Genomic DNA, 12,245 nt, shown 5'->3' on the forward strand with positions numbered 1-12,245 from the left:
CTGCAATGACCACCGCGACCGACGCGCCGGAGACGACCACCGCCTCCAGGCCGACCACCTCGTCCGCCTTCGGACCCCGACAACTGGCGGCGGGCCTCCCGGGTGCCCTGCGCAAGCTGGACCCGCGCCTGATGTGGCGCAACCCCGTCATGTTCATCGTCGAGGTCGGTGCCGCGCTCACCACGGTGACCGCCTTCGTCGAGCCGTCCGTCTTCACCGCCGCGATCGCGGTGTGGCTCTGGCTGACCGTCGTCTTCGCCAACCTGGCCGAGGCCGTGGCCGAGGGCCGGGGCAAGGCCCAGGCCGACACCCTGCGGAAGACCCGGTCCACCACGAGCGCGCAGCGCGTCCGTGGGTACGACGCGACCGGCGACCCCGCCGCCCTGCACGCCGAGACCGAGGAGCTCGCCTCCGTCGACCTCGCCAAGGGGGACGTCGTGGTCGTCGTGGCCGGCGAGGTCGTCCCCGGTGACGGCGACGTCGTCGACGGCATCGCGAGCGTCGACGAGTCGGCCGTCACCGGTGAGTCCGCGCCCGTCATCCGCGAGTCCGGCGGCGACCGCAGCGCCGTGACGGGCGGCACCCGCGTGCTGTCCGACCGGATCGTCGTGCGGATCACCTCGACCCCCGGCGAGACGTTCATCGACCGGATGATCCGCCTGGTCGAGGGTGCGGCGCGGCAGAAGACGCCGAACGAGATCGCGCTGAACATCCTGCTCGCGTCGCTGTCGATCGTGTTCGTGATCGTCTGCCTGACGATGCAGCCCATCGCCGGCCTGGTCGGCGCGACCGTCAGCGTGCCGGTGCTCATCGCCCTGCTCGTCTGCCTCATCCCGACCACCATCGGCGCGCTGCTCTCCGCGATCGGCATCGCCGGCATGGACCGGCTCGTGCAGCACAACGTCCTGGCGATGTCCGGCCGTGCGGTCGAGGCCGCCGGTGACATCACGACCCTGCTGCTCGACAAGACCGGCACGATCACGTACGGCAACCGCCAGGCCTCGCGCGTGGTGCCGGTCCCCGGGGTGCCCGAGCGCACGCTGCTCGAGGCCGCCGCGCTGTCGAGCGCCGCGGACAGCACCCCCGAGGGACGCTCGATCGTGACGCTCGCAGCGGCCGACGGTGTCACGCCGGGCAACCCCGCCGGGGCGACCGAGGTGCCGTTCACCGCGCAGACCCGCATGTCCGGCCTCGACCTGGCCGACGGCGCGCAGATCCGCAAGGGTGCCGCGGCCGCCGTGCTCGCCTGGGCCGGGGACGGCGACCCCGCGGTCGTGGCCGCGGTGGACGCCACCGTCGCCGAGATCTCCGACCAGGGCGGGACGCCGCTCGTCGTCGGACGCCGGGACGCGTCCGGCGCCGTCGCCCTGCTCGGCGTCGTACACCTGAAGGACGTCGTCAAGGACGGCATGGCCGCCCGGTTCGCCGAGCTCCGGAGCATGGGCATCCGCACGGTGATGATCACCGGCGACAACCCGCGCACCGCGAAGGCGATCGCCGCCGAGGCCGGTGTCGACGACTTCCTCGCCGAGGCCACCCCGGAGGACAAGCTCGCGCTCATCAAGCGCGAGCAGGAGGGCGGCAACCTCGTCGCGATGACCGGTGACGGCACGAACGACGCCCCCGCCCTGGCGCAGGCGGACGTCGGCGTGGCGATGAACACCGGCACCACCGCCGCGAAGGAGGCCGGCAACATGGTCGACCTCGACTCCGACCCGACGAAGCTCATCGACATCGTCCGGATCGGCAAGCAGCTGCTCATCACCCGCGGCGCGCTCACCACCTTCTCCATCGCCAACGACGTCGCGAAGTACTTCGCGATCATCCCGGCCATGTTCCAGGCGGCGTTCCCCGGCCTCGCGGCGCTCAACATCATGGGGCTGCACAGCCCGTCGTCCGCGATCCTGTCCGCGGTCATCTTCAACGCCCTCGTCATCGTGGCGCTCATCCCGCTCTCCCTGCGGGGCGTGCGCTACCGGGCGGCCTCCGCGTCGTCCGTCCTCGGACGCAACCTGCTCGTCTACGGGCTCGGCGGCGTCATCGTCCCCTTCGTCGGCATCAAGCTGATCGACCTCGTCGTCGGTCTCATCCCGGGGTTCTAGTCCAATGGCATCCGTACGGTCCACCTTCCGCTCCACGGGCGTGGCGATCCGCCTCACCCTCCTGTCCACCGTCGTCCTCGGCGTCGCCTACCCGCTCGCGGTGTGGGGCGTCGGCCAGGCCGCCTTCCACGACCAGGCGAACGGCTCGATGGTCACCGACTCGTCGGGCAAGGTCGTCGGCTCGTCCCTCATCGGGCAGTCGTTCGACGGCAAGGACGCCGACCGGTGGTTCCAGTCGCGTCCGAGCGCCGCGGGCGAGAAGGGCTACGACGCGAACGCCTCGTCCGGCTCGAACCTCGGCCCGTCGAACCCCGACCTGACGAAGGCCGTCGAGGAGCGCCGCGCCGCGCTGGCGAAGGCCGACGGGGTGTCCGCCGCGGACGTCCCCGCCGACGCGGTCACGGCGTCCGGCTCCGGGCTCGACCCCGATATCAGCCCGGAGTACGCGCTCCAGCAGGTGTCCCGGGTGGCCTCGGCCCGCGGCCTGTCCGCCGACGCCGTCCGCAAGCTCGTCGACGACCACACCGAGTCCCGGCAGCTCGGGTTCCTCGGCGAGCCCGTCGTCAACGTGCTCGAGCTGAACCTGGCGCTCGCCGCGACGCGCTGAGCGTTCCCGATGGCACCGTGCGTCGCACCCCGGTCCGGACGTCGCACCCCGCAGTGTCGGGGTGCGGTGTCCGGACCGGGGTGCGATCCACGAAGGACGCACCGCACAGCGGAGCACGCACCGAACAGCGAGAGGATGACCCCGTGAAGCGAGGCAAACTGCGGGTCCTGCTCGGCGCGGCCCCCGGCGTCGGCAAGACGTTCACGATGCTCGAGGAGGGGCACCGCATGCAGGCCGAGGGCCGCGACGTGGTGGTCGCCGTCGTCGAGACCCACGAGCGTGCCGCCACCGCCGCCCTGGTCGACGGGCTCGAGGTCGTCCCGCGCCGGATCGTCGAGCACCGCGGGGTGTCCCTCGACGACATGGACCTCGACGCCGTCGTCGCCAGGGCCCCCGACGTCGCCCTGGTCGACGAGCTCGCGCACACGAACGCCCCCGGCAGCCAGAACGAGAAGCGGTGGCAGGACGTCGAGGCGCTCCTCGCCGCGGGCATCAGCGTCATCTCGACCGTGAACATCCAGCACATGCAGTCCCTCGGCGACGTCGTCCGCGAGATCACCGGCACGGTGCAGCGCGAGACCGTCCCGGACGCCGTGGTCCGCGCCGCCGACCAGATCGAGGTCGTGGACCTCGCCCCGGCGTCCCTGCGCGAGCGGCTGTCGGACGGGCTGGTCTACCCGGCCGCCCGTATCGACGCGGCCCTGTCGAACTACTTCCGACTCGGCAACCTCACCGCCCTGCGCGAGATCGCCCTGCTCTGGCTCGCCGACGAGGTCGACGACGCGCTCAAGGCCTACCGCGCCGAGCACGGCATCGACCACCGCTGGGAGACCCGCGAGCGCGTGCTCGTCGCCCTGACCGGCGGGCCCGAGGGCGAGACCCTGCTGCGCCGCGGTGCCCGCATCGCGGCCCGCAGCGCCGGCGGCGAGCTCGCGGCCGTGCACGTCACGACGAACGACGGGCTCCGCGTCCGGCACCCGGGCGCCCTCGGCAAGCAGCGCACCCTGCTCGAACAGCTCGGGGGGACGTACCACCAGGTCGTCGGCGACGACGTGCCGACCACCCTGGTCCGCTTCGCGAAGTCGATCGACGCGACCCAGATCGTCATCGGCGTCAGTCGGCGCACACGGCTGGCCGCCGCCATCACCGGCCCCGGCATCGGCAACACGGTCATCCAGGAGTCCGGCGACATCGACGTGCACGTCGTCACGCACGAACGGGCCGGCGGCGGGTTCGCACTGCCGAAGCTCGGCGGCAGCCTGTCCCGGGCCCGGATCGCCGCGGCGTTCGTGCTGTCGCTCACAGTGGGGCCGCTCCTGACCTGGCTCCTGTCGCGGACGGACGACCCGGACTCCATCACGGTGGACGTGCTCGCGTACCAGCTGCTCGTGCTCGTCGTGGCCCTGGTCGGGGGGATGTGGCCCGCCGTCTTCGCCGCGGTGCTGTCCGGGCTGAGCCTCGACTTCTTCTTCGTGCAACCCCTCTACCAGGTCACCGTTCAGCAGCCGTGGCACCTCGTGGCCCTCGTGATGTACGTGATCAGCGCCGTGCTCGTCAGCTTCGTGGTCGACCGGTCCGCGCGCCGGAGCCGTGCGGCCCGTCGGGCGGCGGCCGAGTCGGGGCTCCTCGTCGGGATCGCCGGCAGCGTCCTCCGCGGCGACGACGCCCTGCAGGCGCTCCTCGACCGGACGCGCGAGGCGTTCGGGTTCACCGGCGTGCGGATCCGGCAGGGCGACGAGGTCCCGGCCACGTCGGGCACGTTCGCGGGCGCGCCGGACGCGACCACGAGCCTCCCGTCCGGTGCCGTCCTGGAGTTCTCCGGTGCCCCCGACGACCCGACCCAGCGCCGACTGCTGCGGGTCGTCGAGCAGCAGCTCGACGCCGCCGTCGAGCACCGCGAGCTGACCCGCACCGCGGTCGACGCGGAGCGCATCGCGGCCGCGGACCGGGTACGGAGCGCCATCCTCGCGGCCGTCGGCCACGACGTGCGGCGGCCGATCGCGGCCGCGTCGGCGGCCGTGCAGACGCTGCACGCCGCCGACATCGAACTGTCGCCGGCCGACCGGGAGGCCCTGCTCACCACCGCCGACGAGAGCCTGCGCCAACTCGCCGGTCTGCTGGCCGACCTGCTCGACGTGAGCCGCGTGCAGGCCGGGGTGCTCGCCGTCACGCCGCTGCCGACCGCCCTCGAGACGGTCGTCGCACCTGCCCTCGACGAACTCGAGCTCGGACCGGACGACGTCGACCTCGACCTGCCGGGCGACCTGCCGCCCGTCCTCGCCGACCCCGTGCTGCTGCAGCGCGTCGTCGTGAACCTGCTCGCGAACGCGAGCCGCTACGCGCCGGACGGCACCCGGGTCCGCGTCGCCGCGAGCGCCTTCGGTGGCGGGGTCGAACTCCGTGTCGCCGACCGCGGACCCGGCATCCCCGAGGACCGACGCGACGACGTCTTCCAGCCGTTCCAGCGGCTCGGGGACACCGACAACGAGACCGGCCTCGGGCTGGGACTCGCGCTCGCACGCGGGTTCACCGAGGGCATGGGCGGCACGATCGAGGTCGACGACACCCCCGGCGGGGGCCTGACCGTCGTCGTGCGGCTGCCGATCGCCGGACACCTGGGAGTGGATGTCAAGTGAGCACCAAGGTCCTCATCGCGGACGACGACGCGCAGCTCGTCCGTGCGCTCTCCGTGACGCTCGCCGCCCGCGGGTACGAGGTCGCGACCGCCCGCGACGGCCGTGCCGCGATCGACGCCGTGATCACCGAGCGCCCGGACATCGTGATGCTCGACCTCGGCATGCCGCGGCTCGACGGCATCGGCGTGCTCGAGGGCATCCGCGCCTGGTCCCAGGTGCCCGTCCTCGTGCTCTCCGGGCGGACGGACTCGTCCGACAAGGTCGACGCACTCGACGCCGGCGCCGACGACTACGTGACGAAGCCCTTCCAGATGGACGAGCTGCTCGCCCGCCTCCGGGCCCTCGGCCGACGGCAGGCCACCGCTGCGGCGACCGCCGGGGCGACCCCCACCGTGGTGATCGGCGAACTCGTGGTCGACCTCGTCGCGAAGCAGGTCACCCCGCCGTCCGGCCCCGCGATCCGGCTCACCCCGACCGAGTGGCGGCTCCTCGAGGTGCTCGTGACCAACCCCGGGCGGCTCATGACCCGCGAGATGCTCCTGACCGAGGTGTGGGGTCCGACGCACGGGAACGACTCCGGGTACCTGCGCCTCTACATGGCGCAGCTGCGGCGGAAGCTCGAGCCGGAGCCGTCGCACCCGCGGTACCTGGTGACGGAGTCGGGGATGGGGTACCGGTTCGCGCCGAACGGAGGTGGGGGCCTTCCGTCCTGAACTGCGCCCGACGCGCGTCGGCGCCGCCGACGTCCCGGACCTCCACGCCTTCCTGACCGCGTGCGACCTGACGGTCGCCGGGCTCGCCGAACCAGCGGTCCGCCTGTGGGTGGTCCGGGACGCGGCCGGCTCCGTCATCGCCTCCACCGGGTACGAGACGGGGTCGGACGGGAGGCACGTCCTCCTCCGCAGCGTCGCCGTCGGTCCGGCGCTCCGCGGCGCCGGAACGGGGACGGCGCTGGCGCGGTTCGTGATGACGGCCGCGGCGGCAGCGGACGCGCGGCGTGCGTGGCTGTTCAGCCGCCGGTCCGGCCCGTTCTGGCAGGGGCTCGGGTTCGCGCCCGCCGACCGCGAGGAGCTCGCCACCGTGCTCGCGGGTGCGACCCAGGTCGAGTTGTTCCGTGCGAGCGGCCAGCTCGGGCGCGAGGTGGCGCGGAGTCGCCCGCTGGGGCGGCGGGAGGTCTTTCGGTGCAGCTCGTGCCCGGCCGGAGTCGTGTCTTGATGCCCGATCGTGGAGCAGGTGCCCTCGGGTCGGAGGGCACCTGCTCGTGGTTCTCGGCGTCGGTGACGTGGTGATCAGCTGGGGAGGCCCTACCGCGGTGATCGGCGGCGGGCTGGAGCGACGGCCGGCAGAGTCGCCGCGGCAGCAGCGATCGCGAGGGTGGCGAGCCCGGTGCCGACGGCGATCGATGGCCCCGCGGACACTGCCCAGGTCGCTCCTCCGAGCGCTGTCGCGGCCCCGGCGCCGTACATGAGCGCTGCCGGGACTCTTCGGCAGCGGGACCGGGCCCAGTTGTTGCCGGGCCTGATCAGCCGCGGTGGGTACACCATGAGGATCACGAGGATCACCCAGGCGAGGCTGTAGGGCGTTCCGAGGGCATCCCGGGCAACGTCGAGCGCGGTCACGGCGACGGCAACGCCGAACCCGGCGATGCTCAGCGTCAATCCCAGGCGGGTGGGTGGCACGACTTGCTGATTCGACATGGTGAGCCTGCTCCCGTTCCCTACTTCCGGCAGTTGACGATCACCGGGTAGGGCGGGCCTGCGGAGATGACCTTCTGGAGCGCGATGCACCTGCCTGCGTTGTGCGCTCGCTTGGTCATGTCGACCACGATCCCGGTGGCGATGCCGCAAGCCCATGCTGCCGGCCCGCAGGCGGCCGCGATGATCGCCGAGACCGTTGCGAAGGAGCCAGTCGCCATGTAGGCGGTGTCGGCCTTGGAGTAGATGAGCGTGCAGTGGATCAAGTTGCACTCGAGCGTCGGGTGAGCCACGTAGACACGGTTCGACGGTCCGGTCGTGGACTGGCTGAGTTCGACCGTCGTCCGGATGGATCCATCTTCGTAGGTCCGCGTCGTGACCATGCCAGCCGCTTCCTGTGTCTCGACAGAAGAGATCGGCACCGACGAGCTGAGCTCCGAGTCGAGGGAGTCGCCGGCACGGAGCTTGCTGATCAAGCGGTCCTCGATCGACGTCGAGAGCCCGGCTTCTCGGATGGTCGCGCGGATGCGGTCCTCCTCTGCCGGTGCGATCCGGCTCGGTGCGGCGTTCGCGGGTGCTGCCATCAGGGACGTTGCGATGATCGCGGCAGTGATCGCGAAGACGCTGGTGAGGAGCGACGGACGTGAGCGACTCATGTCAGCCTTTTCTTCGGCCTGCTGGCCATTGGTCGGGTCGGCCTCGTTGCCGACGACCCCAGCCTGACGACTGGTATCTGGAATGTCAACGGCGGCCCCGCAGCTGCGTGTGTGCCCGCTGCGCGTGCCCGGCGATCCCTTAGGCGCGTCCAAGGCAGCAGCGGGCGTCCGCGAACCTGTGCGCCGCACGCTCGGGGCATGACCGAGACGATCCCCGCCGAGCGACCGCGCCTGCTCCCACCTCCCACCCGTCCCCACGGCGTCCGGGACCGCCTGGCCGGTCTCGTCCGGGGCCGGGCCGACGCCGCACGGTGGGAGCGTCCGGCGTTCCTCGGCCTGCTGTTGGCGACGGGTGTGCTCTACGTCGTGAACCTCAGCGTGAACGGCTGGGCGAACGCGTTCTACACCGCGGCCGTCCAGGCGGGCAGCCAGAGCTGGGAGGCGTTCTTCTACGGGTCCTCCGACGCCGCGAACGCGATCACCGTCGACAAGCCTCCGGCGTTCCTGTGGGTGATCGGCATCTCGCTGCGGCTGTTCGGACTGAACTCCTGGGCGGTCCTCGTGCCGCAGGCGCTGATGGGTGTCGCGTCGGTCGCGGTCCTGTACCGGATCGTCCGGCGGCGGTTCTCGGCCGGGGCCGCGCTCGTCGCCGGGGCGGTGCTCGCCACGACGCCGGTGGCGACGCTGATGTTCCGCTACGACAACCCCGACGCGCTGCTCGTGCTGCTGACCGTCGGCGCGATCGCCCTGACCCTGCGCGGGGTCGAGTCGGGTCGGATGCGCTGGGTGGTCTGGGCCGGGGTGCTCGTCGGGCTCGGGTTCCTGACGAAGCAGCTGCAGGCGTTCCTCGTGCTCCCACCGCTCGTCGGTGTGTACCTCGTCGCGTCGCCCCGGCCGGTCCTCCGGCGGATCGGGCACCTGCTCGCCGCGGCGCTCGCCGTCGTGGTGTCCGCCGGGTGGTGGGTCGCGATCGTCGAGCTCGTGCCGGCATCGGCCCGGCCGTACGTCGGCGGGTCGCAGACGAACAGCTTCCTCGAGCTGACCTTCGGCTACAACGGCCTCGGTCGGGTCACGGGCGACGAGACCGGCAGCGTCGTCCCCGGCGGAACCACCGGCGCTGGGTCGTGGGGGTCGACCGGGCTGACGCGGCTGTTCGGCTCGGAGTTCGGCACGCAGGTCACCTGGCTCCTGCCGACCGCGCTCGCCCTGCTCGTGGTCGCCCTCGTCGCGGTCGGGATCCGGCGGCGGACCGACCCGCGGCTCGCGACCGTGCTCGTGCTGGGCGGGTCCCTGCTCGTCACGGGCCTGGTGTTCAGCTTCATGGGCGGGATCTTCCACCCGTACTACACGGTGGCCCTCGCGCCGTACATCGCCGGACTGGTCGGCATCGGCGCGGGACTGCTCTGGCAGCGCCGGAGCGAGCTCGCCTGGCGCATGGTCGCCGCGGCCGTCGTCGCGCTCTCCGGAGCGTGGTCGTTCGCCCTGCTGTCGCAGGCGTCGTCGTGGCAGCCCTGGATCCGGTGGGTGGTCGTCGCCGCGGCGCTCGCCGGGGCGGTGCTCGTCCTGCTGCCGCCGCGGGGCAGGGGTCTCGCGGGTGCCACGGTCGCCACCGTGCTCGTCGCGGCGCTGCTCGGCCCGACGGCGTTCTCGGTGCAGACCACCACGGTCGGGCACACCGGGGCGCTCCCGACGGCCGGGCCGAGTGTCTCGTCGGGTGGCTTCGGCGGCGGCCGCGGCGGTGCCCCCGGTGGCCAGGGCGGACCCGGTGGCCAGGGTGCGCCGGCGGGCACCGGTGGTCCGGGTGGCCAGGCGGCCGGTGGCGTTCCTGGCAGCCAGACCGACGGCCAGGCGGCTGGCGGCCAGGCAGCCGGTGGCCGACCCGGTGGCACGACGAGCGGGGGGATGAACCTGCTCGGCGGGTCCACCGCGGTGTCGGACGCCGTGGTCTCCGCCCTGAGCGCCGACGCCGACGACTACACGTGGGCGGCCGCGACGGTCGGGTCGAACAGCGCCGCCAGCTACCAACTCGCGACGGGCGATCCGGTGATGGCGATCGGTGGCTACAACGGCACCGATCCCGCCCCGACCCTGGCGGAGTTCCAGCGGCTCGTCGCGGCGGGCAAGATCCACTGGTTCGTCGGCGGTAGCTCGGGCACCGGGAGCGCGAACAGCAGCGGGAGCGACGCCGCCGAGCAGATCGCCGAGTGGGTCGCCGCGCACTACGAGGCCGAGACGGTCGACGGCGTCACGATGTACGACCTCACGCCGGCCTCCTGACCCCGACGGGCCGCCCGGGTCCCGCGCGGCCTGATCGGTGGAGCAGAAGACGTCGGGTCGCCCCGGGCTCACCCGACGTCTTCTGCTCCACCACGGCCCGGGGCATCCAGGACGGTGCGGCGGCGCGGCGGTGGCGGGCGGTACCGTCGAGCCGTGACGATCGAGCTCCGCCGCGTGACGGCCGACGACTGGGCCACGTGGCGCCCCGTCCGGCTCGCCGCCCTCACCGACGCCCCGGAGGCCTTCGGCTCCCGGCTCGCCGACTGGCAGGACGCCCCCGAGGCCCGCTGGCGCGGCCGACTGTCGCTCCCGGACGCGGTCGACCTGCTCGCGATCGAACACGACCGGTCACCGGAGCAGGCACCCCAGCGCACGCCCGACCCCGACCCCGCGCCCGGCCGCCCCGTCGGCATGGCGACCGGCGTCCCGTCCGCAGAGGACCCCGCGGTCGCCGAACTCACCTCGATGTGGGTCGCCCCGGAGGCCCGCGGCCACGGCGTCGCCCGTCGGCTCATCGACGCCGTCGCCCGAGCGATGGCCGAGCACGGTGCCGCTCGCCTCGAGCTCTCCGTGATGCCCGACAACCACCGCGCCCGACGGACCTACGAGCGCGCCGGCTTCACGCTGACCGACACTCCGGGCGACGAACTCCCGGACGGCCGGCACGAGCTCGTGATGGTCCGCGAGCTCGCAGCCGAGCGCACCCTGCTCGCCTACGAACGCGGAGCCGACCGCTACGCCGAGCGCACCGACGACCACCGCGCGGGCCTCGTCGACGACCTGCTGGCCCTGGTCCCCGCCGGCTCGCACGTGCTCGAGCTCGGGTCCGGCCCGGGTCGGGACGCGGACGCCCTCGAGGCCGCAGGTCTCCGCGTCGCCCGCACCGACGGCGCCGCCGCCTTCGTCGACCGTCTCCGGGCGGCCGGACACGACGCGCGCCTGCTCGACGTCCGCGACGACGACGGCCCTCGCGACGCGGGCGGGCGCCCGACGCCCTGGGGCGGCCCGTACGACGCCGTGTTCGCCAACGCCGTCCTGCTGCACGTGGACCGGGACGACACCCGCCCCGTGCTCGACCGCGCCCGCCGCGCGGTCCGCCCCGGCGGCGTCCTCGCCGCCACGGTCAAGCGCGGAGACGGCGACGGGTGGAGCGACCGCAAGCTCGACGATCCCCGCTGGTTCACCCACTGGACCGAGGACACCCTCGCCGCCGTGGTCACCGCCGCCGGTTGGTGCGGGGTCACCGTCCGCGAGACCACCCGTCCCGGCGCCGACGAGCGCTGGCTGACCGTCATGGCCCACCGGCCGGAGGAGGACTGACCGTGCACCGTGCCCGCAGGTGGACCGCCTGGACCCTGGCCGTCGTCGTGCTGCTCGCGGTGGTGTTCCTCGTGTACGCGAACACCGTCATGCAGGGCACCCGGAGCGCTGCGCTGCAGGTCTGGCGCGACGACCGCGTGGCGGTCCGTGACGTCGGCGACGCCGTGCTGATGACCCCGACCGGTACCGCGGACGGGACCGGCATCGTGTTCATCCCCGGCGCGAAGGTCGATCCGTACGCGTACATGGCGACGTTCCGGCAGGTCGTCGCCGCGGGGACGACGGTCGTCATCACGAAGCCGACGCTGAACCTGGCGTTCTTCGACACCCGCCCGCTCGCGACGTTCGAGGCGCACGCCCCGCGCGTCACGACGTGGGCCGTCGGCGGGCACTCCCTCGGCGGTGTCCGTGCGTGCCAGCTCGCGCAGGACGCCGACGGGCTGCTGCTCCTCGGTAGCTACTGCGCGAACGACATCGCCCGCTCGTACATCGACGTCCTCAGCGTCTCCGGGTCGCGGGACGGGTTGTCGACGCCGGACAAGGTCGCCGCTGCGCGCGACCAGCTGCCCACCACCGCACGGATGGTCGAGGTCCAGGGGGCGAACCACGCCGACTTCGGCGCCTACGGCGACCAGCCCGGCGACCGGTCGGCGACGATCTCGCGGTCCGAGGCGCGTACCCAGATCAGCGCGGCGATCGAGGACTGGGTGGGCACCCTGCGCGGACACGCCCTGCGCTGACGAGACCGCAGACGGTGACCGGCTGACGGACGGGAGGCGCGGTGCCAGCGGACACCGCGCCTCCAGTCGGTCGTCCACGCACCGGGGTGCGCGTTCCTGCCCATCGCACCCGACATGAGAGACCGATCCGCGCGTCGGAGGACGGAAGGAACGACGTCCGACGTGCGGACGGGCGCACCATGCGCGGAACGGCACGCCACGCGCGGAAGGGCG

Annotated in this window: 10 protein-coding genes; 8 read left to right on the plus strand and 2 right to left on the minus strand. The window is 73.2% G+C overall.

The window, feature by feature from the left end; all coding sequences use genetic code 11:
• Window positions 1-5: 5 nt before the first annotated feature.
• From kdpB to DEU32_RS02960, 5 genes are all read left to right on the plus strand, one after another.
• On the plus strand, window positions 6-2,102 hold the full coding sequence (gene kdpB / locus DEU32_RS02940) for a potassium-transporting ATPase subunit KdpB (protein ID WP_114849298.1): 2,097 nt from the start codon (window positions 6-8) through the stop codon (window positions 2,100-2,102).
• Between the two features lie 4 nt (window positions 2,103-2,106).
• Complete coding sequence (gene kdpC, locus DEU32_RS02945) at window positions 2,107-2,709, plus strand: potassium-transporting ATPase subunit KdpC (protein WP_114849299.1); 603 nt, start codon at window positions 2,107-2,109, stop codon at window positions 2,707-2,709.
• Window positions 2,710-2,852: 143 nt separating this feature from the next.
• A complete protein-coding gene (locus DEU32_RS02950) occupies window positions 2,853-5,345 on the plus strand; it encodes an ATP-binding protein (RefSeq protein ID WP_114849300.1) in 2,493 nt (830 codons plus the stop codon).
• Window positions 5,342-6,058: a response regulator gene (locus DEU32_RS02955; protein ID WP_058740724.1), complete on the plus strand. Its 717-nt coding sequence runs from the start codon at window positions 5,342-5,344 to the stop codon at window positions 6,056-6,058. Before DEU32_RS02950 ends, DEU32_RS02955 begins: the two co-directional genes overlap by 4 nt.
• The gene (locus tag DEU32_RS02960; RefSeq protein ID WP_258554761.1) at window positions 6,039-6,560 is read left to right on the plus strand and encodes a GNAT family N-acetyltransferase; all 522 of its coding nucleotides are present in this window, start codon (window positions 6,039-6,041) and stop codon (window positions 6,558-6,560) included. Before DEU32_RS02955 ends, DEU32_RS02960 begins: the two co-directional genes overlap by 20 nt.
• An 89-nt stretch (window positions 6,561-6,649) precedes the next feature.
• On the opposite strand, the gene DEU32_RS16860 is transcribed toward DEU32_RS02960, so the two are convergent.
• Both DEU32_RS16860 and DEU32_RS02970 read right to left on the minus strand, forming a co-directional pair.
• Window positions 6,650-7,042 carry a hypothetical protein gene (locus tag DEU32_RS16860; RefSeq protein ID WP_141859416.1) on the minus strand — a complete coding sequence of 131 codons (393 nt, stop codon included), beginning with the start codon at window positions 7,040-7,042 and terminating at the stop codon, window positions 6,650-6,652.
• Window positions 7,043-7,062: 20 nt separating this feature from the next.
• Window positions 7,063-7,848 (minus strand): hypothetical protein, encoded by a 786-nt coding sequence (locus DEU32_RS02970; protein ID WP_141859413.1) that lies wholly within the window; start codon window positions 7,846-7,848, stop codon window positions 7,063-7,065.
• Between the two features lie 45 nt (window positions 7,849-7,893).
• On the opposite strand from DEU32_RS02970, the gene DEU32_RS02975 reads away from it, so the two are divergent.
• From DEU32_RS02975 to DEU32_RS02985, 3 genes are all read left to right on the plus strand, one after another.
• Window positions 7,894-9,972: a glycosyltransferase family 39 protein gene (locus DEU32_RS02975; RefSeq protein WP_114849303.1), complete on the plus strand. Its 2,079-nt coding sequence runs from the start codon at window positions 7,894-7,896 to the stop codon at window positions 9,970-9,972.
• A 153-nt stretch (window positions 9,973-10,125) separates the two neighbouring features.
• Window positions 10,126-11,292: a GNAT family N-acetyltransferase gene (locus DEU32_RS17040; protein WP_181819179.1), complete on the plus strand. Its 1,167-nt coding sequence runs from the start codon at window positions 10,126-10,128 to the stop codon at window positions 11,290-11,292.
• A 2-nt stretch (window positions 11,293-11,294) separates the two neighbouring features.
• Window positions 11,295-12,032 (plus strand): alpha/beta hydrolase, encoded by a 738-nt coding sequence (locus DEU32_RS02985; RefSeq protein ID WP_181819180.1) that lies wholly within the window; start codon window positions 11,295-11,297, stop codon window positions 12,030-12,032.
• Window positions 12,033-12,245 lie beyond the last annotated feature (213 nt).

The sequence above is a fragment of the Curtobacterium sp. AG1037 genome (assembly GCF_003349855.1).
Classification (GTDB): domain Bacteria; phylum Actinomycetota; class Actinomycetes; order Actinomycetales; family Microbacteriaceae; genus Curtobacterium; species Curtobacterium citreum.

Bases quoted from the DNA above. Each gene is read 5' to 3' on its own strand.
- kdpB (WP_114849298.1), top strand. From the start codon at position 6: ATGACCACCGCGACCGACGCGCCGGAGACGACCACCGCCTCCAGGCCG.
- DEU32_RS02975 (WP_114849303.1), top strand. From the start codon at position 7,894: ATGACCGAGACGATCCCCGCCGAGCGACCGCGCCTGCTCCCACCTCCC.
- DEU32_RS16860 (WP_141859416.1), bottom strand. From the start codon at position 7,042: ATGTCGAATCAGCAAGTCGTGCCACCCACCCGCCTGGGATTGACGCTG.
- kdpC (WP_114849299.1), top strand. From the start codon at position 2,107: ATGGCATCCGTACGGTCCACCTTCCGCTCCACGGGCGTGGCGATCCGC.